Consider the following 23510-nt stretch of genomic DNA (forward strand, 5'->3'; position numbering starts at 1 on the left):
TGCTATGAGTATTCTCGCTCAGATCATCGAACAAAAAAAGCTGGAGATTGCGGCGCTCGACACCGTTGCCTTACGCCGCGCCGCAGAGCAGAGTCCTGCGCCTCGAGATTTTCTTGCCGCACTCAAGCGCCGCCGCTTCGGACCTAACCCGAGCCTGATCGCTGAACTCAAGCGTGCCTCTCCCTCCAAAGGGATTCTCGCCCCGCACCTCGATCTCTTCCAAGTGGCAGACATCTATGTTGAAAATGGTGCCTCTGCCATCTCAGTGTTGACCGATGAAAAGTTCTTCATGGGTAAACTCGAAACGCTGTATGAGTTAAGGAATACGAAACAAATATCTGTTCCATTACTTCGTAAAGATTTCACCATAGATGTGACTCAAATCTATGAAGCCCGAGCCAACGGCGCCGACGCTATTCTGCTCATCGCCGCCGCATTGCCCGATGACAAACTCTTTGCCGACTTGCACGCCTGTGCCTTGAGTTTGGGATTGACAGCTTTGGTTGAAGTCCATGATGAAGCGGAGACCGAACGAGCGTTGAAATTGAAAGATGTCAAACTGATCGGCATCAACAACCGCAACCTCGCCACCTTTGAAGTCTCCCTCGAAACGACAGAGCGCATCCGTCCGATGATCTCCTCTGATATTGCGGTTGTGGCGGAGAGTGGTATCTTCACAGCAAAAGACGTCGAGCGTTTGGCCAAGATAAATATTGATGCTATCCTTGTTGGTGAGGCGTTGGTGATATCCCAAGACATTCCCGCCAAGGTACGTGAACTTTCAGGAATGCCCAATCCCGAAGGCGATGTGTTGAGCTTGTCGAAATAGATGAAACGATTGTAGAAAGAAAGCCATCACCCGAATAAATCCCGAAGGGATGACAGAGTTATGTCACTCCTTCGGAGTTCTCAAATCGCTTTCGATAAGTTCTAGAATCAAGTCACCCCTTCGGGGTTGAAGAGACGATATGACCAAAATAAAAATCTGTGGAATACGAACCTTATACGATGCCCTCGCCGCTGTGGATGCGGGAGCGGATATGTTGGGATTCAATTTCTACAGAAAAAGTGTCCGTTATGTGGAAGTGGGGAGGTGCAGGGGAATCACAGCCGCTTTACGTCGCAGGGTGTATGTCAAGCTTGTGGGAGTGTTCGTCAATGCTTCAGTGGCGGAGATCAATGCCACAGTGGGAACCTGCGGCTTGAATCTGATTCAATTACACGGTGATGAAACGCCAGAGATGTTGGATGCCTTCCAAGGTAAAGCCTTCAAAGCCATTCGTCTATCAACGGACTCTATCACGGACGCACGGACGATAACGGACTTTGCGAAACCACGCTTGGGTGTTGCACCTGCATTTCTGGTGGATGCTGCTGTCAAAGGTGTCTATGGCGGAAGTGGCGTCACTGCTGATTGGTCAGCGGCGGCGGAGTTGGCGAGGAAGTATCCATTGTTGCTGGCGGGTGGGTTGACTCCGGAAAATGTGTCAGATGCGGTGCGGCAGGTAAAACCTTGGGGAGTGGATGTGGCTTCTGGCGTAGAGTCCAGACTAGGAGTTAAGGATGAAGCGAAGATGATTAAGTTCATCCAAGCTGTTCGTGATGTAGATGCCAGTGATGCGAAGTCCAATCAAATCCAGAAAGTCAAAAAGAAAGATCTGGAGGAAATTCTGGCTTTGCAGAAACTGTCGTATCAAAGTGAAGCGGAGTTGAATAACGATTTCAACATTCCGCCGTTGACGCAAACGTTGGATGAGATACGTGCCGAGTTTGAGCAGGCGACGTTCTTGAAAGTGACGGACGGAGAAAAAATCATTGGCTCGGTGCGGGCGCATGAAAAGGATGGGACGTGTCATATTGGCAGGTTGATCGTGCATCCCGATTTTCAGAATCGGGGGATCGGGTCGCGGTTGTTGAAAGCGATCGAAGAGAAATTTAATTGCAAGCGGTTTGAGTTGTTCACGGGCGAGCGCAGTGAACGGAACTTGTATCTGTATAAAAAGTTTGGGTATCGGGAATTCAAGCGGATGGCGCTCAACGAGAAAACTACATTGGTATTTTTGGAGAAGTTCAATGACAACTTTATTGCCTCATAAGTTCGGTCCGTATGGCGGACAGTTTGTGCCAGAGACGTTGATGCCCGCGTTGATCGAATTGGAAGAAGCGTTCGTGACAGCAAAAGCGGACCCAGAGTTTCAAAAGGAATTCAACAGGTTGATGGCGACGTTCGTCGGACGACCGACACCGTTGACATACGCAAAACGGCTCTCTGAAAAATTGGGCGGCGCACAAATTTATTTGAAACGTGAAGATTTGGCGCACACGGGCGCACATAAAATTAACAACGCATTGGGACAAGCCTTGTTGGTGAAGAAGATGGGCAAGAAGCGCATTGTGGCGGAGACGGGCGCGGGGCAACATGGCGTGGCATCGGCAACGGTCGCGGCGTTGTTGGGACTCGAATGTGTCGTGTACATGGGCGTCGTGGACATTGCGCGGCAGGAACCGAATGTGTTCCGCATGAAATTGCTTGGAGCGGAAGTGCGACCCGTTTCATCAGGCACACAGACATTAAAGGATGCCATCAACGAAGCGATACGCGACTGGGTGACGAATGTGCGCGATACACATTATTTACTCGGCTCAGCGCTGGGACCACATCCGTATCCGACGATCGTGCGTGAGTTTCAATCTGTGATTGGGACGGAAGCGCGTGAACAGATGATGATGGAAGTGGGACGTCTGCCTGATACGGTCATCGCGTGTGTGGGCGGCGGCTCGAACGCCATCGGCGTCTTTAGCGGATTCGTGGACGATGAATCCGTTGAGTTGATTGGTGTCGAAGCGGGTGGAAGTGGAATTGAGTCGGGCAAGCACGCGGCTCGTTTTGGTGATGCAAAGAAGGCACGAGTTGGAGTCATTCATGGCACACGGACGTATGTCTTGCAGGATGAAGACGGTCAGATCGCGGAGACACATTCGGTCTCGGCGGGCTTGGATTACGCGGCGGTGGGTCCAGAACATGCGATGATGCGAGATAACGAGCGGGCGTTTTACACATCGGCGACAGACACGGAAGCGTTGGATGCGTTCCAGACCTTGTGCCACACGGAAGGAATTATCCCTGCGCTGGAATCGTCCCATGCGGTGGCGGAGGTCATCAAGCGCGCGCCAAAGATGAAGAAAGATCAGGTGATCTTGGTGAATCTTTCTGGGCGTGGTGATAAAGATTTGAATACGGTTATTAAAGAGCTGGGTAATTTGTAATTGGTAAATTCGGTGGTCGAGTAGACGGCGTGTTCGTTCGCCGTCGTATCGAGACCACCACTAAGCAAAGAAATTTTTGTTACACAATTACTTTTGATTATTTGGTGGTCTCGATATGCCCTTCGCAACGAACGCTCAGGGCTACTCGACCACCAGAGTAGGAATGAATAGGAATTATTATGAACAGAATAGAAAATGCTTTCAAAAACAAACCGATCTTTATGCCCTACTTTCCCTTGGGTTACCCCAACTTGGACACGTCCATTGACGTGATCGAGGCGCTCGCCAAGAACGGCGCGGACTTGATCGAGGTGGGACTGTCCTTCTCCGATCCACTCGCGGATGGACCTGTGATCCAGCACGCGACACAGATCGCTTTGGAAAAGGGAATCACGGTCAAGAAGTCACTGGCGGCTGTGAAAGAATTGCGCAAGCGTGATGTGGACATCCCATTGATCCTGATGGGATACTACAACCCGATGCTGGCGTATGGACTGGAGAAATTTGTCCGTGATGCGAAAGAAGCAGGCGCGGATGGGTTCATCATCCCTGATTTGCCGATGGAGGAATCTGAAGAGTTCGTAAAGGTGGCAGGTGATATGCCATTGATTCCCATGCTTGCGCCAACATCATCCCCCGACCGCATGGAATGGATCGCCCGCAACGCGAAGGGATTTATCTATCTCGTTTCGGTGACAGGCATCACGGGCGAACGCAAATCCCTGGCGACAGGACTTGGCGATTTGATCGCTCAGGTGCAAGAGCACACGTCAGCGCCTGTGTGTGTGGGATTTGGAATCGGCACACCCGAACAAGCCAAAGAGGTTGGAGCGATGGCGGATGGTGTCATTGTTGGAACGGCGTGTGTGAGAACAATTGGTGGAAGTGATAGTCCCGTTGAGACGGCGAGGGAGTTTGCGAGAGGGTTTCGAAAAGCATTAACTAAGTAATGTTTCCATCTATCTTTTGCTAGATTCTTTGCTATCACGTATCTAAATCGTATGTGTCGTATTCAACCTGTTCGATATCCCTAAACCTATAATACCAATTCTCCTCGGAGCCATTTTGGAATAGGATCAAATAGGGATCGGGATGGGTGAATATTCGATCTGCATTTTCTGGGAGGGAGTATGTCATTGTTAAATCAAAGATGACCTTTGTATAAAATAATCCCTGATCAGTAATTTCAAAATTGTCTATTTTTCGATCCTTGACTGTCGATACGGCTAATGTTTCGAATACTCCTTCGAAATCTACCCTGCTGCAATTATCGCAGGAGCCTTCGGCGTAAAATGTAGCAATTGCAGACTTATTCGATAAATAGTTATCAATTCCAGATATGAAACCAGAACTTCCATGACCCGAAAAGATATAAATTTTTTCAACTTGATTGGTTGCAAGTATTGCGGTAGGTATTAGTGCGTGAACTTTTACCGAGTCGGTTACTTCTTTTCCTGAATTATAAGTGGGAAGTTGAAGTGTGATGCGAATAGATTGATTTGGAGGAAGAAATTTGAAATTGAGCAAGACTGCATTATTGCTTATCCCTTCTGGTCTTTTGCCGCCGCACTGTGTATAGGTTGTCGTCTTCTCATAAGTAACCGAAGAATCGACGGGAATAATCTCAAACAACTCAATACTGTTTATTGTGCTTTCCCACATAGGACCAACAGAATACATGCAAACGCTAATTTTTAGATTGTTCGCAATTGCTGGACCTATATTGCTAAAATCAAAAGCTGGATTATAAATCTTGTGATCGTCTGGAAATGGGTAGGTGTCATAATTGGCATAGCCCCCAAAAAGCGAACTTTTCACAATATTAGATATCGACTGGTTGTTTTGGAATTCTTGTTGGAGGGCTTGTTGGGTTGCTAAAAAATACTGCTGATTTAATTGTTGGTCTTCTATAAAATTCTGGTTATTGAATTGTAAAAAAATGGCAATACCTATACCAACTATCGCTGTCAAAGCTAAGTTTGCTATTGCAAGCCATCTGTCAATTGAAAAGGGCAATTTAGAAGGAGACGCATTCGCAGGCTTCTCAGTTATTTTTCGGTTAGACATTTATACTTTTCCTAATTGCAATTTGTTTTGTGATTGACAGTATACACCTTCCTTTACTAAATACTTGTTTCACGTTGCAGTTATCGCCTATAAAGGAATTTCTTGAAAAAGCAAGCGATACCCTTTTTGGTCAAAATCTCTGGGTCTTCTCTGCAATCTCAATGGTTTGACCCGCCTCAAAATTGCCTGTGAACCACCGATAGGCTTGCTCTCGGTCCGCGCCACCTTCGTTCGTCAACAACAATTGCTCGCAAAATGCGACCAGGTCTTCGATGATCCGTTCGTAGCGGTAATATGCCAGTGCTGTGATGTTGACCTCTGCTTTTCCATAGCCTTCGTAGAACAGGGCTTCATCCTGTTTAGTTTTCCAGATAGCGTCAATCCCGCCGCCGATGAACATCAGGTCACGTTCTTTGGGGGCGAGGAGGGGAGCGTCCCAATCGACGATGTAGATGTCTTCTGTAGGGGCGGATCGCGATCCGCCCCTACCAATTAATATGTTCCCGCCGTGGATATCCGTGTGGCAGAGGACAAATTCCACAGGTTTGGATTGAAGTTCGGAAGCAAGTGTCTCTGCGCGTTCGATGAGATGATTGATTTCGTCTTGTTTTGATTTGATGAACTCCGCCAGCTTTGCCGCAACGGGTTCATCGTAAGTCTAGTTTTCCACTTGTGATTGAAATGATTTCATACTTTCACAATACTTTGGCGAGAAGGTCTCTTGTGGAATTTGTCGCTTGAGTTCTGGTTGAAGTTGCGCGGAGTGAATCGCTCCCAATGCTTTGCCGAGAGTCCGTTTTTGCCCATCCGATAACTCCGTTTCAAATCCATTCTCCCCTTCGATGAACGGATACAGGATCATCTTGTACTCGCCGAAGTCCACCCAGCCGTGGTTGGACTTAGTTTTAAGTGGAGCGATGATCTCTTTTATGCCCTGTGACTTGAGAAACAATGGAACGGTCACGCTGATCTCGTCAAAGCCTTTGCGCAATTTGAGGAAGTATGCAGTTCCATCGTCCGCGACGACGCGATAGACAGCAGTGCCCATGTCCGCGCCGAGAGGGAGGAAGGTCAAGGTGGAGACGTGTAATCTGTATTCGTCTTGTAAACGGGAAAAGATGAGTTCGTCAGGGATGTCGGGTTTTTCGAGCATTATGAAATTATACTTGGGTGGTTTATTGGACCATCAACGAGAGGAGTATGTATGAATAGCACGATTTTAGCAGTTAGCAAGAGTGGAACGCACACCTTTAGCAAAGCCAATCAGGAAAGCATTCGTTTGTTGGCAGGGTTGGGTGTGGAGGGAGATGCGCACATGGGGGAAACGGTCAAGCATAGGTCCAGAGTGAAGCGCGACCCAACCCAGCCGAATTTGCGTCAGGTGCATTTGATCCATGCGGAGTTACATGATGAGTTGAACGCGAGTGGATACCACGTCTCTGCAGGGGAGATGGGGGAGAACATCACAACACGTGGTTTGGATATATTAGGGTTGCCAAAAGGGACAAAGCTTTATTTGGGAGATAGTGCCGTTGTAGAAGTGACAGGTCTTCGTAATCCATGTGAGCAAATCGATACATTTCAGGATGGTTTACTGAGCCTTTGTGTTTACAAGGACGAGAACGGGAATATTGTCCGCAAAGCTGGCATCATGAGCATTGTGCTGACGGGCGGTGAAGTCCATGCGGGGGATGCCATCCGCGTGGAGTTACCACCCGACCGCACATACCATTACAAGTTGTATAAAAACGAAAGGGAATAAAACATGATCTTAGAAGCAGCAATTTTGGATGTAATCCCTGGAAAAGAAAAAGAATTTGAAGTGGCGTTTGCACAGGCTTCACCTATCATCGCCAGTATGAAGGGATACATCTCGCATCAGTTGCAACACTGCATCGAAGCGCCTACTCGTTTTCTTTTATTGGTGCAATGGGAAACGCTCGAAGCGCACACGGTTGGGTTTCGCGGGTCAGCGGAATATCAAGAGTGGCGGAAGTTGTTGCATCACTTTTATGATCCGTTCCCAACAGTGCAACATTATGAGTTGAGTTTTTCGAATCCATCCTGAGGTGACTATATGGCACAGGTCAAAATTTATGGTGTCAAAGAACAGTTGAACCCGATCAAGAGTCAGCTTTCAGATGTGATCCACTCGTGTGTGGTGGATGCATTGTCCTTTCCTGTAGAGAAACGAGCACACAGGTTTTTCCCTTTGGAAGCGGATGATTTTTATTATCCCGTTGGACGCTCGCCTCGTTATACGATCATTGAGATCAGCATGTTCGAGGGCAGAACAATAGAGACGAAGAAGCATCTTATCCGTTTGTTGTTTGAGCGCACTGAGCAAGTGTTGGGACTCAATCCGAGCGATCTTGAGATTACCATTACCGAAACTCCAAAACACAATTGGGGCTTTCGTGGCCAGCCTGGCGATGAGGTCAGTTTGAATTACAAGGTTGAGGTTTAATAAACATCCATGACGATTCACTATAAAGATGTCGTCCCTTGGGGGCGCAATTTCGATGAATATGTGCGCATGTTCGCTCTGTCTGAAGCAGATCTCCAGTCCCGCATCCTGGGTTGTGGTGATGGCCCCGCCAGTTTCAACGTGGAATGCAATCAACACGGTGGGAGCGTGACCTCCATCGACCCGTTGTATCGCTTCAGTTATGCAGAGATCGAAAAGCGCATCGCCGAAACGTTTGACGATGTGATAAAGCAGACGCGTGCTCATCAGGAAAACTTTGTTTGGGATGCGATCTCATCTCCTGATGAACTTGGTGAGATTCGCATGCAAGCCATGCGCCGCTTCCTTGATTCCTTTGAGGCTGGGTTGCTGTCGAAAAGATATATCCCCGGCGAATTGCCTGATCTGCCTTTCGCAGACCAAACCTTTGATATTGCCCTCAGTTCGCATTTCTTGTTTCTCTATACCGATAATCTCTCCTTTGACTTTCACGTAAAATCTATTTATGAAATGTTACGAGTAGCACGTGAGGCGCGCATCTTTCCGTTGTTGGATGTCAATGCACGGGAATCCTCCTATCTCTCTGGCATCCTTGATGAGTTTCAGAAATACAAACCAAAAGTTTGCAGGGTCAATTACGAATTTCAACGTAATGGAAACCAGATGTTAGTCTTGCAAAACGATTGAACTTTGAAAAAATCCATAAACTGTAACACCGTAAAGTGTCAACAAAACTCGCCCTTGACTCATCCGCATGAGAAGCATAGAATAGCGCCCAACATGCTTAATTCTGTCCGCTTTTATTTTGCGTATTACTTTACGGCCTCCACTCGGTTGCCGTTGGTGACGCTTAAGTAGACAGGAAATAAAATTCTGTAACTAAGGGCGAGACCAGACGGTCTCGCCCTTTTTGTTACGTCAACAAGGAGCGAACCAATGCCAACCCGTGGAGTGCGCGGCGCAACCACAGTCGCCGCCGACGAACCAGAGCTCATCCTGCAAGCCACGCGCGAACTTCTGGAGGAGATACTGGCTGAGAACGAAAATATGAAACCTGATGACATCGCCAGCGCCATTTTCACTGTGACGGAAGACCTCGCTTCGACCTTCCCCGCACAGGCTGCCAGGCAAATGGGCTGGAGTCTTGTCCCGATGCTGTGTGCGCGTGAGATCCCTGTGCCGAACAGCTTGCCACGTTCCATTCGTGTGCTTGTCCATTGGAACACAGACGCGGCTCAAAATGAAGTAAAACACGTTTATTTGCGCGATGCGGTCAAACTAAGACCTGATTTGGTTGCGGCGCAGTGAGGAAGTAAATACGTAAACAAGTAGACAAGGGAATGGTTCATCACATGCATACCTATATACCTGTCTACAACCCTAAGGAGAAATCATCATGATGATCATAATGAAAGCCAATGCCACCCCACAACAGGTGGAAGCAGTAATAGAGAAAGTCAAATCTGCGGGATTGAACGTCCATCTCTCGCAAGGAGTCGAAGCGACGATCATCGGCGCCATCGGTGAGACGCATAGTATTCCCACCGAACGCTTCGAAGGCATGGAAGGTGTAGAACTTGTCCAGCGTATCACCCAGCCGTACAAACTTGCCTCGCGACAATTCCATCCCGAAGATTCTGTTGTCCAAATGAACGGTTTTGCTGTCGGCGGGAATCAGATCGCTGTCATCGCGGGACCGTGTTCAGTGGAGAGTCGCTCTCAGATCATGGAAACAGCTTTGGCTGTGAAAGAGGCGGGAGCGTCCGCTTTGCGTGGGGGAGTGTTCAAGCCTCGCACATCACCGTATTCCTTCCAGGGTCTCGGCGAGGAAGGCCTCGAGCTTCTTGCCGAAGCGCGCGAGAAAACGGGATTGCCCATCGTGGCTGAGATCATGTCGCAGGTGCAGGTGGATTTGATGGTGAAGTATGTGGACGTGTTGCAGATCGGCGCACGCAACATGCAGAACTTCAATCTGCTTCGTGCCATCGGTGAGACGCGTACAGCGGTCCTGCTCAAGCGTGGACTTTCTGCTACAGTGGAAGAATTGTTGATGTCTGCCGAATATGTTTTAGCGGGTGGAAATAACCGTGTGATGTTGTGCGAGCGTGGCATCCGCACATTTGAAACATCCACACGCAACACGACCGATATTAATGCTGTTCCTGTTTTGAAAAATTTAACTCATTTGCCAGTAGTCCTTGACCCATCTCATTCAACAGGTTATTCTGAATATGTTGCCGCCATTGCACGTGCAGGTATTGCCGCAGGTGCAGACGGTCTCATCATCGAAGTGCATCCCAACCCAGCAAAAGCCGTTTCAGATGGCAGGCAATCCCTCAAGCCTGAAGCCTTTGCCGCGATGGTGAAACAGGTCGGTCAGATCGCACAGATCATGGGACGCAGTCTCGCTTCGGTTGAGATGTCTCCGAAGCAGGGGTGGGCGTAATTAATTTGTAGGGGCGGGGTTTCCCCGCCCATGTATTGCAATCAACAAAAGGGGCGAGACGCTTCACGGCCTCGCCCCTTACAACAAAATAAAAAGGAATTTTCACTATGATGATCATCATGCACCCCGGTGCACCCAAAGAACAGATCGACGCGGTCATTGCCGAGATCGAAAAACAGAAATTATCTTCTCATCCCATTTTCGGCGTCGAGCAGACCATTATCGGCGCGGTCGGTGACGGGCACTACGTCGCCAAGGAAATTTTCGAAGCGCTTCCAGGCGTGCTCGAAGTCCAACGTATTTCCAAACCGTACAAGCTTGCCTCACGACAATTCCACCCACAAGATTCAATCTTTGAGTTCAATGGCTTCACCATCGGCGGAACCGAAGTCCCCATCATTGCAGGGCCTTGTTCTGTTGAATCAAAAACACAGATCATCGAGATCGCTCACGCCGTCAAAGAAGCGGGTGCAAACGCTTTACGTGGCGGCGTCTTCAAGCCTCGCACATCACCGTATGCCTTTCAAGGCCTTGGTGAAGAAGGACTCGAATACATGGCAGAAGCTCGTGCACAAACGGGTCTTCCCATCGTCACTGAGGTAATGGCTGTCTCGCAGATCGCCATGATGGAAAAATATGTGGATATCTTTCAACTCGGTGCGCGCAACATGCAGAACTTCAATCTGCTTCGTGCGCTCGGTGAAACCCGCACGCCCGTGCTCTTCAAACGTGGCATGTCTGCTACCATCGAAGAGATGCTTATGGCGAGTGAATACATTCTCAGTGGCGGCAACACACGCGTCATTCTTTGCGAACGCGGCATCCGCACCTTTGAGACCGCCACACGTAACACCACCGATATCAACGCCGTCCCTGTTCTCAAGGAACTTACTCACCTTCCCATTGTGATTGACCCGAGTCATTCCACTGGCGATTCAAAATATGTTTCCACCATTGCCAAAGCGGGCGTTGCCGCAGGTGCCGACGGTGTCATCGTTGAAGTGCATACCGATCCTGCCCACGCCGTCTCAGATGGCAAGCAGTCGCTCACACCTGAAGCATTTGCAAAAATGGTGAAGCAGGTCAAAGCGGTGGCTGAAGCGGTTGATCGTCGCCTTATCTCTCAACATGTCACAGCCTGACTTTAATCTCGCAGAGTCAAAGATCGCCATCATTGGCTTGGGATTGATGGGTGGCTCGCTTGCATTGGGACTACGAGGCAAGTGCGCCGCCCTCTATGGATGCGATCCGCATCTTCCGACCATTGAGCTGGCTTTGTCCCAACACATCGTGGACTACGCTGATAGCGACCCTGCCAAGCTCCTGCCCGAAGCGGACCTTGTCATCCTATCCGCTCCCGTCCCTGCGATTTTGACTCTGCTTGAGAAGTTACCAACCTACACACCTAATTCTTGTATCGTCATGGACATGGGTTCGACGAAAAAATTGATTGTTGAATCCATGTCGCAATTGCCCGAACGCTTTGATCCCATCGGCGGGCATCCCATTTGTGGCAAAGAAAAACTTTCCCTTGCCAACGCCGAACGGACTTTGTACTATGCCGCTCCGTTTTTGCTCACACCTTTGGAGCGAACATCAAAGAGAGCGATCTCTGCCGCCAACCAGATCATCGAAGCCCTCGGCGCAAAAGCAGGCATTCTCGATGCTGCTGAACATGACCGAATCTTGGCCGCTACAAGTCATTTGCCATTTGTTCTTTCTTCTGCCCTTGCCCTTGCTACATCCGAAGATGTCTCACCTTTCATTGGACCTGGCTTCAAATCTACTAGCCGCCTGGCAGGGACATCCTCATCCATGATGTTGGGAGTCTTGCAAACCAATCGAGAAAATGTTTTGAATGCTTTGCATGAGTTACAAAAACAGTTAACTGAAATCGAATCCGCTTTATCTGTAGATGATTTCAAAAAACTCGAAGCCATTCTGAATAAAGCACAAAGCAAACACCAGAAATTCAATTCGTAGGAAGTAAATAAGTAGACAGGTAAATAAGTCCGTTTCAGTCCGTGATAAAGTCCGCTTACAATGAACATTCATCCTTCATCATTCCGCATCCACCCTTTGCTTCATCCTCTCAACGCCACCGTTCGCGTGCCTGGCTCCAAGTCATTGACCAATCGTGCCTTGCTCATCGCATCATTGGCAAAAGGAACCACACATCTTACGAATGCCCTCTTCTCCGATGACTCGCGTTACTTTGCCAAAGCTCTACAAACCCTCGGCTTCGATGTTCAATTGGATGAAGCCAACTTCACAATGACCGTCACGGGGCTCGGTGGAAAAATCCCTGCCAAGAAAGCCGAACTCTTCATCGGCAATGCAGGGACGGCGGCACGTTTCCTCTCTGCTTTCCTTACGCTTGGCAATGGCGAATACATCCTTGATGGCGAGTCACGCATGCGAGAGCGCCCGATAGGGGATTTGATGGATGCGCTCAATCAACTGGGTGTTGAGATGGAAGCAAAGAATAACTGTCCGCCCGTGGAGATTTTTGCCAAAGGTTTACCTGGCGGCAAGACAAAGATCGCAGGTGATATATCATCGCAATTTTTATCTGCTCTGCTCATGGTTGCCCCCTATGCACAAAGCCCAATTGAAGTGACCCTATCCACTGATCTCAATTCCAAACCTTATGTGGATATGACAATCTCCATTATGAAAGAATTTGGTATAGAGATTGAGCGCGACGAATATTCAAGATTCACGATTTACCCCACATCCTATTCGCCACTTTCCACTTACGCCATCGAATCCGACGCATCCGCTGCATCCTACTTCTTTGCCGCCCCAGCCATCTGTGGCGGAACCGTCAAAGTGGAAAACATTTCCCGTAAATCTGTGCAGGGTGACATTGGTTTTCTCAATGTTTTACAGCAAATGGGTTGTAGCGTAACCGAATCTGATAACTCAATCACGGTCAACGGTTCATCGTCCATCGTCGGAATTGACATCGACATGCGTGATATCCCCGATACTGCTCAAACCCTCGCGGCTATTGCTCCCTTCGCTTCATCGCCAACAAGGATTCGCGGCATTGCCTCTGCCCGTGTCAAAGAGACGGATCGAGTCTCTGCAACATGCACCGAGCTCAAACGTCTCGGCGTCAGCGTGGACGAGTATGAAGATGGCATGACCATTCATCCCGTAGAAAAGATGCGAGCGGCGTCCATCCAAACGTATAACGATCACCGTATGGCAATGTCTTTCTCGTTGATCGGCTTGCGTTTCGATGGCGTCACGATCGAGAATCCATCTTGTGTCTCCAAAACATTCCCGAATTTCTTTGAAGTGTTGAGTACTCTCTCCCAGCGGGAGAGGGCAGGGTGAGGGAGAGATCATGCAAACCTTCAAACTCGGCCTGATCGGCTATCCCCTTGGGCATTCTCTCTCACCCAAGATCCACACCGCTGCCCTCAAAGCTTGTGGACTTAATGGCGACTATTCCTTATTCCCTATTCACCCCGATGATAAACAGGGACTCAAAGATTTACTTGATCGTGTCCGCTCTGGCGAAATACACGGACTCAATGTCACCATCCCTCACAAACAAAATGTGATCGAGTTCATGGACGAACTCACGTCAACATCTCAAGCCATCGGTGCAGTTAACACAATTTATTTGCGAGACTCTAAACTCATCGGCGATAACACTGACGCCCCGGGTTTTCTTTCTGACTTGAAAAAAAACTTTGATTTTTCATCGATCATCCATCATCCTTCTGTTTTGGTTCTCGGTGCGGGTGGTTCTGCTCGTGCAGTCGTTTATGCTCTTCTTAATGACAATTGGAATGTCACCATCGCTGCTCGCCGAACCGAACAGGCTCATGATTTGGCGCAGTCTTTTACTGATCACCAATTACACATTAAAAATTTGACGGACCTTCAACCTTCGACTCTTCGACAAGCTCAGGACAGCGCTTTTGACCTTATCGTGAACACAACTCCCCTCGGCATGGCCCCCAATGTGGATCAATCGCCTTTGCCAGAAAGTTTGTCATTGTCTTTGAATACTTTTATTTACGATCTCGTCTACAATCCCAGAGAAACAAAACTGGTGCGAGATGCCCGTTCACAAGGTCTCCAGGCCACAACGGGACTCGGTATGCTCATTGAACAAGCCGCCCTTGCTTTTGAAACATGGACCGGTGTGAATGCAGATAGAATCGCTATGCAAATGGCGGTTGCATGAGCCGTGTTCTTAAAGCGGCACATAAAGGTTGGCTGGGCGCGAAAGAGAATTTTATCCCCGGACTGGTGATCATCTTTTTTGCGGCATTGCTTGTTACGGCATATTATGTCTTTGTTCCTGTGCAAGATGCTTTGGAAGGTTTGCAAGCTCTTCGAAATTCCTGGGGATTGGCATTCTCACTGTTGACAAGTTTCGTCGGAGCTGGCTTAGTCCCAGGGTTGTATTTGATGGCTGTTGGGAAAGCTCGGCGAGACAAACGCGGATACCTTGACCTGCTTTTTACTTCCCTCGTTTGGGCAACCGATATAATTTGGATCGATTATTTCTATAAATTTCAAGATTGGTTCTGGGGTCCATCCGTTACATTTGGAATTGTGATTGCGAAAATGCTTCTTGATCAGTTTGTCTTCACACCTTTCTTGAGCATCCAGCATGTTGCTGTTGGCCTTCGTTTGCGTGATCTGAATTATGATTTCAAGGCGCTTGGCCGTGCCTTGAAAGATGATTGGATCATCAAGGTTATTATCCCCATGATGGTTGGCTGTTGGTTGACATGGATCCCCGGTACGTTGGTCGTCTACTCATTGCCGCTTCCATTACAACTCCCGCTCATGGTTCTGATTCAATGTTTCTTTGCGCTGGAGATGGCTTTTGTTTCCAGCAAGATGACCGATACGTACGCTAGTTGATACCTGGAGTTTTTATGCCTTTACGTTTCCTTACTGCTGGTGAATCTCACGGACCTTCCCTGACTGCCATTCTGGATGGCATGCCTGCGGGGCTTTCCATCACGCCCGACATCATCAATAAAGAACTTGCTCGCCGCCAACAGGGATATGGCTCTGGTGGACGCATGAAGATCGAGAAAGACTCTGTGCAGATCACAGGTGGCGTGATGGCTGGCGAAACTACGGGCGCACCGATCGCCTTGCTTGTAAATAACGATGACCACATCAAATGGAAGGGCAAGGAAATCGAACCGATGACGGCTCCACGCCCGGGTCATGCGGATCTAACAGGTGCCGTCAAATATGGTTATAAGGATTTGCGTCCTGCACTCGAACGTGCCTCTGCACGCGAAACCACCATGCGTGTTGCCGCAGGCGCAGTCTGTAAACATTTCCTTGAACAGTTTGGAATTGTCGTTGGCGGATATGTTTCCTCCATTGGCGAAGTTCAGGCTGAGTTTGGTGACATGCCTTACGAAGAGCGCTTTCAGCGTGCAGAAGGGTCAGATGTGCGTTGCCCGGATGAAAAGTCCGCGCAAAAGATGCGTGATGAAATCGAGAAGACCATTCACGGCAAAAATACCCTCGGTGGTGTACTTGAGATCGTTGCGCTCAATCTCCCTGTTGGGCTTGGTAGCTTTGTGCAATGGGACCGTCGTCTCGAAGCCAAACTGGCAATGGCGATCATGTCTGTGCAGGCGATCAAAGGCGTGGAAGTGGGGGATGCGTTCGAGAACGCACGACGAATTGGGACGGAAGCTCACGACCCAATTCAATTGCAGAATGCAGAAGGCGGAATGCAGAATTCCGACCTGCGACGTTCGACGAACAGAGCGGGTGGAACTGAAGGGGGAGTCAGCAATGGGCAACCCATTATCATCCGTGCGGCGATGAAGCCCATTGCCACAACCCTTGTGCCGCAGCAAACCGTCGACCTCGCTATTGGTAAGAATGCGCCCACCAAATACGAGCGCTCCGATTTTTGCCCGGTGCCTCGAGCCGTTCCGATCCTTGAAGCGATGGTTGCATTTGTGCTTGCTGAGGCCCTGATTGAAAAACTTGGCGGTGACTCCATCAACGAAATGAAGCCAAGATTCGAAACTCTTCGTAAAGCGACTCTCGAAGACTTATCCATGGACAACGTTCCGCACATTTTTTGGGAATAATTAGACCCCGTCATTGCGAGGGCGATGTTCTTTCGCCCGAAGCAATCTCCTTGTTAGTTGGGGATTGCTTCGTCGCAAAGAGCAAGTGCGCTCCTCGCAATGACGGATGGAGACTTATGACTCACATCTTCCTCTACGGTCCCTCAGGGACAGGCAAATCCACGATTGGCAAAATCCTTGCCAAAAGTCTTGGCTTACCATTGATCGACCTTGACCATGTTGTTGAGGCCAACGCAGGCATGTCCATTCCACAGATCATGGAACAACAAGGTGAAACATCGTTCCGCGATTTGGAAACTACTGCGTTGACGAATCTTGTAAACGAAAAAGAAAGCATTGTGGCCCTCGGCGGTGGCGCGTTATTGCGCGACGAGAATCGTGCTTTTGCGGAACAGCATGGGCGGATCGTGTTGTTGATGTCTGACGTGGAGACGTTGTTTCAGAGGCTGAGCGAAAGTTCCAGCAAACGTCCTTTGCTCTCTGGTGACTTGCGTGAGAAGCTGAGCTCCATGCTCGCAAAACGTGGCGCACATTATTCATCCTTTCCTCTCGTTGTTCATGTAGATGGAAATTCTGTTGAACAAAATGCCCGCAAAGTGCAGGTCGCGTTGGGGCGCCACCACCTCTCCGCGATGGGGGAGTATGATGTTCGCGTGGGGCAAATTAAAGATCTGCCTTTCACAAACTCGATCATTGTTACGGATGAAAATATAGCGAAGCATCATCTCAAAAAAATCAAGCAAGCTGTGGGTGCTGATGCGAAATCAATCATCATCCCTGCTGGTGAGGAACATAAAAATCTCGAAACAGTTTCTCGATTGTGGAAAGCCTTTCTCGAAAATGGCCTCGACCGTAAGAGCACGGTCATTGCCCTCGGTGGTGGCGTGATCGGCGATATGTCGGGTTTTGCCGCCGCTACGTACATGCGCGGAATTAATTGGGTTGGTATTCCGACGACTTTGCTTTCGATGGTAGATGCATCACTGGGAGGCAAGACAGGTTTCGACTTGCCCGAAGGGAAAAATCTCATCGGCTCTTTCCATCCACCAAAGCTGGTTCTTGCGGACCCAAGCCTTTTACTCACCCTGCCTGAACGCGAGTTGATCTCTGGCATGGCAGAAGTGGTCAAGCATGGCATCATCTCTGACCCTGAATTGTTCGAGCTATGTTCCCGTGGCATGGACTGGGTGCGATCCAATCTCGAAGAGATCGTCAAACACGCAATGGCCGTAAAGATCAAGGTCATTGAAGAAGACCCATATGAAAAAGGTTTCCGTGCGGCGTTAAATTTAGGGCATACCGTTGGACATGCTGTTGAACTTGTCAGCAAGTTTGACTTACGACATGGCGAAGCCATTGCGATCGGTACTGTTGTTGAAGCAAAGTATGCTGAACAGATCGGTATCGCAGAAAAGGGTTTGGCTGATAAGATTGCAGAGGCAATGTCTGCTTTGGGGTTGCCGACTCAAATACCCGATGCAATGCCGCGTGGAGAGATCATTGGTGCTATGCGGGTAGACAAGAAGAAGACTGCGAAAGCCATCCGTTTTGCTTTGCCTGTTAAGATCGGCAAAGTGGAGTTGGTGGATGTGAGTGATTTGGAATCTGTTCTGGACGATGGACGATAGACCGTTGACCATATTGTCCATCGTCTATGGTCTATCGTCAAAATGAGGAAATATGAAGATACTTGTATTGCACGGACCCAACTTAAACTTGCTTGGCACACGCGAACCTGAAGTGTATGGTTCGATGACACTTGAGGATATCAACAATAAGTTGATCGAGTTGGGCAAAGAGTTGGGCGCGGAAGTCAAATGTTCGCAATCGAATCATGAAGGTGCGTTGATCGATGCCTTGCACGATGCGCGGACTTGGGCGAACGGCGTTGTTTTCAATCCGGGCGGTTATACCCACACATCCATTGCGTTGCGTGATGCGATCTCGGCGATACAAATTCCTGTTGTGGAAGTCCATCTCTCGAATGTATATGCACGGGAAGAATTTCGTCATGTTTCGATGGTTTCGGCGGTGTGTAAAGGCAAGATCAGTGGCTTCGGGTGGAAGTCATATACCTTGGGGTTGCGGGCGTTGGTGGATATTTTATAAACGGACTCTGTAGCAGACTCACGGACGATAACGGATGCGTCCGTTTCAATCCGTGAATCCGTGATTAAGTCCGTTTGTAGGAAATGTTGTTCGGACGGAAGCAGGCTCAGGTTAAGAAAGAAGCGGGGTTTATATCCCATGAGTAAGCATTTGGGAGGCGGGGGCGTCCACATGTATAATCAACACAATGCGAGAGTCACTGATTGCAAAATTCAGTTCGTGGCGTGAACGTATACGAGGGAGTATTCCGTTTGTCTCGGGTGTGCTGGCGACCTTGCTGGCCTTGGTTCTCTATCAATTTCTTTTCCCCACAAATCAACTATCAGAACGTGAAGTGAGGGACGTGGTTGCGAGTGTGATGGCATCGGCCACGCCGCGCACACCGGATGCTGTTTCAGTGTATCAGATCATTGAGCCTTCCATTGTGGTGATCGAATCGGGCGTGATGGATACGGACGGGAAGCACGGGACTGCGTTGGGGACGGGGGTAATCATTGACGATGCGGGGAGTATTTTGACGAGTTTGCATGTGGTGGATGGTTCAGATGGTATCAAGGTCACTTTTGCCGATGGCACAAAATCGGAAGCGCTTATCCTTCAGCAAACGCCTGAAATGGATATTGCCGTTTTACGAGCGATGGATATGCCGCAACAGATATTCCCGGCAACTTTGGGGAACCCAAACTCAATGCGAGTAGGGGATGATGTATTCGTGGTGGGTAACCCATTCGGTTTGTATGGCTCGATGAGCGCTGGTGTGATCTCAGGGTTTGATCGGTCGTTTCACCCATCTGGCCGTGACATGCGATTAAGCGGATTGATCCAATTCGATGCGGCGGCCAACCCCGGTAATTCGGGTGGTCCGCTGTTGGATCGGAATGGGCGTGTGATCGGGATCGTGACCGGTGTGGTCAGCCCAACCGAAGGCAACTTTTTTGTGGGAATCGGTTTTGCTGTGCCGATCAATGTTGCCGCTTCTGGTGGGGGCGACAGCCCGCCGTATTGATTTTCTAACAGGAAGGGTGACCCTTCATGGTTGATAAAGATGTTTTGCTTTTCCTGGGCGGGTCGCCCTTACAATAAAAGGAGATGACGAATGGCGCAAAGTAAAAGTTCTGAGAACAGGGAACCCATGGAGAAAGTGCTCTATGAGGTGAAGAAGGTCATCGTTGGGCAGGATCATCTGCTTGAGCGTATGATCGTCGCTCTGTTGGCACGCGGGCATATTTTGGTGGAAGGTGTGCCGGGCCTTGCCAAGACGATGGCGATCAAGACGCTGGCTGAATCGGTTGGTGGAGAGTTCAAGCGCATCCAATTTACCCCGGATCTGGTTCCTGCTGATCTGGTAGGGACTCGCATCTACAACCAGAAGAACGGCAAATTTGAGACATCACTTGGCCCTGTGTTCACGAATCTTTTATTGGCTGACGAGATCAATCGCGCACCTGCCAAGGTGCAAAGCGCGTTGTTGGAAGTGATGCAGGAGCGACAAGTCACTATTGGACGTGAGACGTTCAAAGTGCCAGACCCGTTCCTTGTGTTGGCGACACAAAATCCCATTGAAACCGAAGGCACGTATGCCTTGCCCGAGGCACAAGTAGACCGCTTTATGCTGAAGGTGTTGATCGGCTATCCATCGTCCACGGAAGAGTTTGTGATCGTGGAGCGTATGACGGGGGCGTTGCAGGCTGTACAAAAGATTTTGACAATTGAAGAATTGCTCAAACTCCAAAAAGAAGCCGACAAGGTGTATGTGGATCCGTCGTTGATGGAGTATGCCGTGAAGATGGTGACGGCGACACGCAACCCGAAGGAAGTGGGCTTACCAGACTTGGGACGCTACATCATGTTCGGTGCGAGTCCGCGTGCTTCGATCAATTTGATCTTGACCGGGCGTGCGCTGGCTTTCGTGCGCGGACGCAACTACGTCCTGCCGCAGGATGTGGTGGATATGGCGCTCGATGTGATGCGCCATCGTGTTGTTCTAACCTATGAAGCGCTTTCCGATTCTGTATCAAGTGATGACATTCTGACGAAGATATTGGATCGTATTCCAGTCCCTGTGGTGCCTTTGCATGAACATGTCAACGTCCGCGACAACGCCTGAGAAGATCCTTCTGCGGTTGGATTGGAACATCATCCGCCGTTTGGATGGGTTGTTGCAGGGCGATTATCGTTCGCTGTTCTACGGCTTCGGCGTGGACTTTGCCGACCTGCGTGAGTACCAGCCTGAGGATGATATCCGTTATATCGACTGGAACGTGACAGCACGCATGGATACGCCGTACGTGCGTCAGTATCTGGAAGACCGCGAGATCACGGCCTGGTTCCTTTTGGATATGAGCCCGTCTGTGGATTTTGGAACAGCCCAAAGCCAGAAGCGCACGGTGCTTGTGGACTTTGTCACTGTGTTGGCGCGCTTGTTGACGCGCCACGGGAATCGAGTCGGGGCGATGATGTTTGGGAGCAGTATCCAGCATACGGTCCCAGCGAGAGGCGGGAAGGTGCAGGTGTTGCGTCTCATCAACGATATGCTCAAACAGCCGCGCTTGTCACACGTCCCGCGTACCGATCTCAAATCCTTTTTTACGGGCGCATTGCATACGATCAAACGTCGTTCGTTGATCTTTGTCCTCTCCGATTTTATGAGCGAGCCTGGATGGGAGAAGCCGTTGAGCATGCTGGGACAAAAGCATGAAGTGATCGCGATACGGCTCCTTGACCCGCGTGAAATGGATATGCCCGATGTGGGCATGATCGTGATGGAAGATGCTGAGACAGGCGAGCAGTTGTTTGTAGATATGCACGATGCGAAGTTTCGCAAACGGTTTCGCGATGCCGCACAGAAACGTGAAGAGGAATTGACGAAAATATTCCAACGCGCAGGCGTGGATGTGATGACGCTTTCGACGGGGGACGACCTGATCAGGTCCATTTTGCGGTTTGCCAAACGACGACAACAGAGGAAGGCGTAGTCCATGTCGTTCATTTGGCCCGCGTTGCTTTTTTCTTTATTGCTGGTTCCGTTGCTGGCGGTGTTGTATTTCAACCTGTTGCAACGACGGAAAAAGTTTGCCGCGCAATCGGGTTTTGGATCAATGCAAACCGAAAGCGGGGTCAACGGGCGGCGGCGTCATTATCCCGCGTTGATCTTTCTTTTTGGAATCGCCATATTATTGTTTTCGTTATCGCGCCCGCAGGCAACGGTGAGTTTGCCGAAATACGAAGGGACTGTGATCCTTGTTTTCGATGTCTCAGGCAGTATGGCCGCAACTGATATTGAACCAACACGCATGGAAGCCGCAAAAACGATCGCGAATAAATTCGTAAAAGATCAACCTGCGAATATCAAGATCGGTGTGGTTGCGTTTAGCGATGGCGGATTAAGTGTGCAGGCTCCTGATGTCAACCGCGAGACGACATTGACTACTATCGAAAGGCTTGTGCCGCGTCGAGGCACATCGCTTGGCAATGGGATGTTGGTGGCATTGAACACCATTGTTGTAGATGCCGGTGATGCTCCCATCATCAGCACCGGCGAACTTACTACATCGAATGGTGAACTGCCCAAACCGCAGGGTTGGTATCCCTCGGCGGTGGTCCTGTTGTTCAGTGACGGCGAGAACAACCAGAACCCTGATCCGCTCGTTGTGACTGACCTCGCCATTGACCTTGGAGTGCGTGTGTATACGGTTGGCGTTGGAAGCACAGAAGGTACAACCATCAAAGTGGAAGGCATGAACATCCACTCGGCGCTCGATGAAACGTTGTTAGGTCAAATCGCCACCACCTCTGGCGGGCGGTATTATTTTGCAGGCGATGAAGATGGGTTGGATAAGATCTATAACGACCTCAAGCCGACCCTTTCCGTTCGGCCTGAGGATCTGGAGCTCACTTCGCTTTTTGCCGGGCTGGGTATTTTGGTCTTTTTGTTGGGAGGCGCATTGTCGCTTCTCTGGTTTGGACGTGTATTATGAGTTTCCTTTGGCCAGGGTTGTTGGTCTTACTGTTCATTATTCCAATTGCCATTGTTGCATACATCCTCCTTCTGCGGCGCAGTAGGAAGTTTGCTGTTCGTTATTCAAGTCTCTCGTTGGTGCGTGAAGCGGCTTCTCATCAATCCGCGTGGCGAAGGCATTTTCCCTTCGCACTTTTTCTTCTTGCGATCACATCCCTCATTTTGGCACTGGCGCGCCCTGTAGCCACAGTCACTATTCCATCGAACAAGGCCACTATCATCCTCGCCTTGGATGTTTCGCTCAGCATGTGTTCCACTGACATTGCACCGAATCGACTCGAAGTTGCAAAAGATGCCGCACAGCTCTTTGTCCAAAAACATAGAGCGGGCAGGCAGATCGGTGTTGTTGCCTTCGCGGGGTTTGCGGAGTTGATCCAGCCTCCCACGAATGATACGCAGGCGCTTACTGACGCCATCGAAAACCTGACTGTTGCGCGGCGGACTGCCATTGGAAGTGCCATCCTGCGCTCGATCGATGCGATTGCGGAAGTGGATAACCGCATTCCGCCCAGCGATGATACGGCCGCCTCTACTGGGACTGTGGAACTGCCTCCGTCCGATGGGGAGGTTTCTCCCCATATCATTGTCCTCCTAACAGACGGCGCAAGTAATGCGGGACCCTATCCGCTGAATGCCGCAGTGCAGGCCGCTGAGCGAGGCATCCGTGTATACACTATCGGGTATGGAACAGTTAACAATACAGCTCCCATGAATTGCGGCACTGGCTTTTTTGAATTCGGTCAATTTGGTGCGCCGGGTTTTGGTCAACAGATCAGCCCGCAGGATTTTCGCAGGCAATTGGACGACATCACCTTGAAAGACGTTGCTACTATGACCGGTGGTACATATTACGAAGCCACCAGCGCAAACCAATTGGGCGACGTGTTCAATAAACTCCCAACTTTCCTGACCTCCACACGGGAAACCATTGAGGTCAGTGTCTTCTTCACGGCTTTCGCTGTGATCGTCATTATTCTTGCGTTGCTATTGTCCTTCCGTTGGCATCCATTGGGATAACATTCCCGTTTCCGTAAG

The 23510-nt window shown here is 49.6% G+C and carries 25 protein-coding genes and 1 pseudogene; 23 read left to right on the plus strand and 3 right to left on the minus strand.

Features of this window, described 5'->3' with window-relative positions:
- Positions 1-4: 4 nt before the first annotated feature.
- The 4 genes and pseudogenes from trpC (at position 5) to IPP66_08865 (ending at position 4217) form a co-directional block, all read left to right on the plus strand.
- On the plus strand, positions 5-829 hold the full coding sequence (trpC, locus tag IPP66_08850; protein ID MBK9925388.1) for an indole-3-glycerol phosphate synthase TrpC: 825 nt from the start codon (positions 5-7) through the stop codon (positions 827-829).
- A gap of 139 nt (positions 830-968) precedes the next feature.
- Positions 969-1604 (plus strand): annotated as a pseudogene (locus IPP66_08855) (phosphoribosylanthranilate isomerase).
- A 469-nt stretch (positions 1605-2073) separates the two neighbouring features.
- The gene (gene trpB, locus IPP66_08860; protein ID MBK9925389.1) at positions 2074-3267 is read left to right on the plus strand and encodes a tryptophan synthase subunit beta; all 1194 of its coding nucleotides are present in this window, start codon (positions 2074-2076) and stop codon (positions 3265-3267) included.
- A gap of 179 nt (positions 3268-3446) precedes the next feature.
- The gene (locus IPP66_08865) at positions 3447-4217 is read left to right on the plus strand and encodes a tryptophan synthase subunit alpha (GenBank protein MBK9925390.1); all 771 of its coding nucleotides are present in this window, start codon (positions 3447-3449) and stop codon (positions 4215-4217) included.
- Between the two features lie 34 nt (positions 4218-4251).
- On the opposite strand, the gene IPP66_08870 is transcribed toward IPP66_08865, so the two are convergent.
- The 3 genes from IPP66_08870 to IPP66_08880 form a co-directional block, all read right to left on the minus strand.
- Entirely contained in the window at positions 4252-5334 is a 1083-nt protein-coding gene (locus IPP66_08870; GenBank protein ID MBK9925391.1) for a hypothetical protein, read from the minus strand.
- 130 nt (positions 5335-5464) lie between these two features.
- Positions 5465-5965, minus strand: a complete 501-nt coding sequence (locus IPP66_08875) for a phosphotransferase (protein ID MBK9925392.1) — start codon at positions 5963-5965, stop codon at positions 5465-5467.
- 27 nt (positions 5966-5992) lie between these two features.
- A complete protein-coding gene (locus tag IPP66_08880) occupies positions 5993-6487 on the minus strand; it encodes a hypothetical protein (protein MBK9925393.1) in 495 nt (164 codons plus the stop codon).
- 51 nt (positions 6488-6538) lie between these two features.
- Between IPP66_08880 and IPP66_08885 the strand changes: the two genes are divergently transcribed.
- The 19 genes from IPP66_08885 to IPP66_08975 all read left to right on the plus strand — a co-directional run bounded on the left by IPP66_08885 (position 6539) and on the right by IPP66_08975 (position 23492).
- Positions 6539-7096: an MOSC domain-containing protein gene (locus tag IPP66_08885; protein ID MBK9925394.1), complete on the plus strand. Its 558-nt coding sequence runs from the start codon at positions 6539-6541 to the stop codon at positions 7094-7096.
- A gap of 3 nt (positions 7097-7099) precedes the next feature.
- Positions 7100-7402: an antibiotic biosynthesis monooxygenase gene (locus IPP66_08890; GenBank protein MBK9925395.1), complete on the plus strand. Its 303-nt coding sequence runs from the start codon at positions 7100-7102 to the stop codon at positions 7400-7402.
- 9 nt (positions 7403-7411) lie between these two features.
- Entirely contained in the window at positions 7412-7801 is a 390-nt protein-coding gene (locus tag IPP66_08895) for a tautomerase family protein (protein ID MBK9925396.1), read from the plus strand.
- Between the two features lie 9 nt (positions 7802-7810).
- A complete protein-coding gene (locus tag IPP66_08900) occupies positions 7811-8488 on the plus strand; it encodes an SAM-dependent methyltransferase (GenBank protein MBK9925397.1) in 678 nt (225 codons plus the stop codon).
- Between the two features lie 249 nt (positions 8489-8737).
- Positions 8738-9109: a chorismate mutase gene (gene aroH, locus IPP66_08905; GenBank protein MBK9925398.1), complete on the plus strand. Its 372-nt coding sequence runs from the start codon at positions 8738-8740 to the stop codon at positions 9107-9109.
- Between the two features lie 88 nt (positions 9110-9197).
- Positions 9198-10247: a 3-deoxy-7-phosphoheptulonate synthase gene (gene aroF / locus IPP66_08910; GenBank protein ID MBK9925399.1), complete on the plus strand. Its 1050-nt coding sequence runs from the start codon at positions 9198-9200 to the stop codon at positions 10245-10247.
- Between the two features lie 107 nt (positions 10248-10354).
- Positions 10355-11389, plus strand: coding sequence for a 3-deoxy-7-phosphoheptulonate synthase (gene aroF, locus IPP66_08915; GenBank protein ID MBK9925400.1), 1035 nt, complete (start codon positions 10355-10357; stop codon positions 11387-11389).
- Positions 11376-12230: a prephenate dehydrogenase gene (locus IPP66_08920; GenBank protein MBK9925401.1), complete on the plus strand. Its 855-nt coding sequence runs from the start codon at positions 11376-11378 to the stop codon at positions 12228-12230. The genes aroF (IPP66_08915) and IPP66_08920 overlap by 14 nt, the downstream gene beginning before the upstream one ends.
- A gap of 60 nt (positions 12231-12290) precedes the next feature.
- On the plus strand, positions 12291-13592 hold the full coding sequence (gene aroA, locus IPP66_08925; protein MBK9925402.1) for a 3-phosphoshikimate 1-carboxyvinyltransferase: 1302 nt from the start codon (positions 12291-12293) through the stop codon (positions 13590-13592).
- Positions 13593-13602: 10 nt separating this feature from the next.
- A complete protein-coding gene (gene aroE, locus IPP66_08930; protein ID MBK9925403.1) occupies positions 13603-14454 on the plus strand; it encodes a shikimate dehydrogenase in 852 nt (283 codons plus the stop codon).
- Positions 14451-15143, plus strand: coding sequence for a hypothetical protein (locus tag IPP66_08935; GenBank protein MBK9925404.1), 693 nt, complete (start codon positions 14451-14453; stop codon positions 15141-15143). The genes aroE and IPP66_08935 overlap by 4 nt, the downstream gene beginning before the upstream one ends.
- A gap of 14 nt (positions 15144-15157) precedes the next feature.
- Entirely contained in the window at positions 15158-16348 is a 1191-nt protein-coding gene (gene aroC / locus IPP66_08940) for a chorismate synthase (GenBank protein MBK9925405.1), read from the plus strand.
- Between the two features lie 116 nt (positions 16349-16464).
- Entirely contained in the window at positions 16465-17976 is a 1512-nt protein-coding gene (aroB, locus tag IPP66_08945; protein ID MBK9925406.1) for a 3-dehydroquinate synthase, read from the plus strand.
- A gap of 52 nt (positions 17977-18028) precedes the next feature.
- Complete coding sequence (gene aroQ, locus IPP66_08950) at positions 18029-18457, plus strand: type II 3-dehydroquinate dehydratase (protein ID MBK9925407.1); 429 nt, start codon at positions 18029-18031, stop codon at positions 18455-18457.
- 187 nt (positions 18458-18644) lie between these two features.
- Positions 18645-19463 carry a trypsin-like peptidase domain-containing protein gene (locus IPP66_08955; GenBank protein ID MBK9925408.1) on the plus strand — a complete coding sequence of 273 codons (819 nt, stop codon included), beginning with the start codon at positions 18645-18647 and terminating at the stop codon, positions 19461-19463.
- Between the two features lie 90 nt (positions 19464-19553).
- Positions 19554-20564 carry a MoxR family ATPase gene (locus IPP66_08960; protein MBK9925409.1) on the plus strand — a complete coding sequence of 337 codons (1011 nt, stop codon included), beginning with the start codon at positions 19554-19556 and terminating at the stop codon, positions 20562-20564.
- Positions 20539-21432, plus strand: coding sequence for a DUF58 domain-containing protein (locus tag IPP66_08965; protein ID MBK9925410.1), 894 nt, complete (start codon positions 20539-20541; stop codon positions 21430-21432). Before IPP66_08960 ends, IPP66_08965 begins: the two co-directional genes overlap by 26 nt.
- Positions 21433-21435: 3 nt before the next feature.
- Entirely contained in the window at positions 21436-22434 is a 999-nt protein-coding gene (locus IPP66_08970; protein ID MBK9925411.1) for a VWA domain-containing protein, read from the plus strand.
- Entirely contained in the window at positions 22431-23492 is a 1062-nt protein-coding gene (locus IPP66_08975; protein MBK9925412.1) for a VWA domain-containing protein, read from the plus strand. The genes IPP66_08970 and IPP66_08975 overlap by 4 nt, the downstream gene beginning before the upstream one ends.
- The last annotated feature ends 18 nt before the right edge of the window (positions 23493-23510 follow it).

Source organism: Candidatus Defluviilinea proxima, assembly GCA_016721115.1.
GTDB lineage: Bacteria > Chloroflexota > Anaerolineae > Anaerolineales > Villigracilaceae > Defluviilinea > Defluviilinea proxima.

Coding starts and splice junctions, on each gene's coding strand:
- IPP66_08920 (MBK9925401.1), top strand. CDS start 11,376: ATGTCACAGCCTGACTTTAATCTCGCAGAGTCAAAGATCGCCATCATT.
- IPP66_08890 (MBK9925395.1), top strand. CDS start 7,100: ATGATCTTAGAAGCAGCAATTTTGGATGTAATCCCTGGAAAAGAAAAA.
- trpC (MBK9925388.1), top strand. CDS start 5: ATGAGTATTCTCGCTCAGATCATCGAACAAAAAAAGCTGGAGATTGCG.
- IPP66_08900 (MBK9925397.1), top strand. CDS start 7,811: ATGACGATTCACTATAAAGATGTCGTCCCTTGGGGGCGCAATTTCGAT.
- IPP66_08885 (MBK9925394.1), top strand. CDS start 6,539: ATGAATAGCACGATTTTAGCAGTTAGCAAGAGTGGAACGCACACCTTT.
- IPP66_08955 (MBK9925408.1), top strand. CDS start 18,645: ATGCGAGAGTCACTGATTGCAAAATTCAGTTCGTGGCGTGAACGTATA.
- IPP66_08965 (MBK9925410.1), top strand. CDS start 20,539: ATGTCAACGTCCGCGACAACGCCTGAGAAGATCCTTCTGCGGTTGGAT.
- IPP66_08975 (MBK9925412.1), top strand. CDS start 22,431: ATGAGTTTCCTTTGGCCAGGGTTGTTGGTCTTACTGTTCATTATTCCA.
- IPP66_08880 (MBK9925393.1), bottom strand. CDS start 6,487: ATGCTCGAAAAACCCGACATCCCTGACGAACTCATCTTTTCCCGTTTA.
- aroA (MBK9925402.1), top strand. CDS start 12,291: ATGAACATTCATCCTTCATCATTCCGCATCCACCCTTTGCTTCATCCT.
- IPP66_08935 (MBK9925404.1), top strand. CDS start 14,451: ATGAGCCGTGTTCTTAAAGCGGCACATAAAGGTTGGCTGGGCGCGAAA.
- aroQ (MBK9925407.1), top strand. CDS start 18,029: ATGAAGATACTTGTATTGCACGGACCCAACTTAAACTTGCTTGGCACA.
- aroE (MBK9925403.1), top strand. CDS start 13,603: ATGCAAACCTTCAAACTCGGCCTGATCGGCTATCCCCTTGGGCATTCT.
- aroH (MBK9925398.1), top strand. CDS start 8,738: ATGCCAACCCGTGGAGTGCGCGGCGCAACCACAGTCGCCGCCGACGAA.
- aroC (MBK9925405.1), top strand. CDS start 15,158: ATGCCTTTACGTTTCCTTACTGCTGGTGAATCTCACGGACCTTCCCTG.
- aroF (MBK9925400.1), top strand. CDS start 10,355: ATGATGATCATCATGCACCCCGGTGCACCCAAAGAACAGATCGACGCG.
- IPP66_08865 (MBK9925390.1), top strand. CDS start 3,447: ATGAACAGAATAGAAAATGCTTTCAAAAACAAACCGATCTTTATGCCC.
- IPP66_08970 (MBK9925411.1), top strand. CDS start 21,436: ATGTCGTTCATTTGGCCCGCGTTGCTTTTTTCTTTATTGCTGGTTCCG.
- IPP66_08960 (MBK9925409.1), top strand. CDS start 19,554: ATGGCGCAAAGTAAAAGTTCTGAGAACAGGGAACCCATGGAGAAAGTG.
- aroF (MBK9925399.1), top strand. CDS start 9,198: ATGATGATCATAATGAAAGCCAATGCCACCCCACAACAGGTGGAAGCA.
- IPP66_08870 (MBK9925391.1), bottom strand. CDS start 5,334: ATGTCTAACCGAAAAATAACTGAGAAGCCTGCGAATGCGTCTCCTTCT.
- aroB (MBK9925406.1), top strand. CDS start 16,465: ATGACTCACATCTTCCTCTACGGTCCCTCAGGGACAGGCAAATCCACG.
- IPP66_08895 (MBK9925396.1), top strand. CDS start 7,412: ATGGCACAGGTCAAAATTTATGGTGTCAAAGAACAGTTGAACCCGATC.
- trpB (MBK9925389.1), top strand. CDS start 2,074: ATGACAACTTTATTGCCTCATAAGTTCGGTCCGTATGGCGGACAGTTT.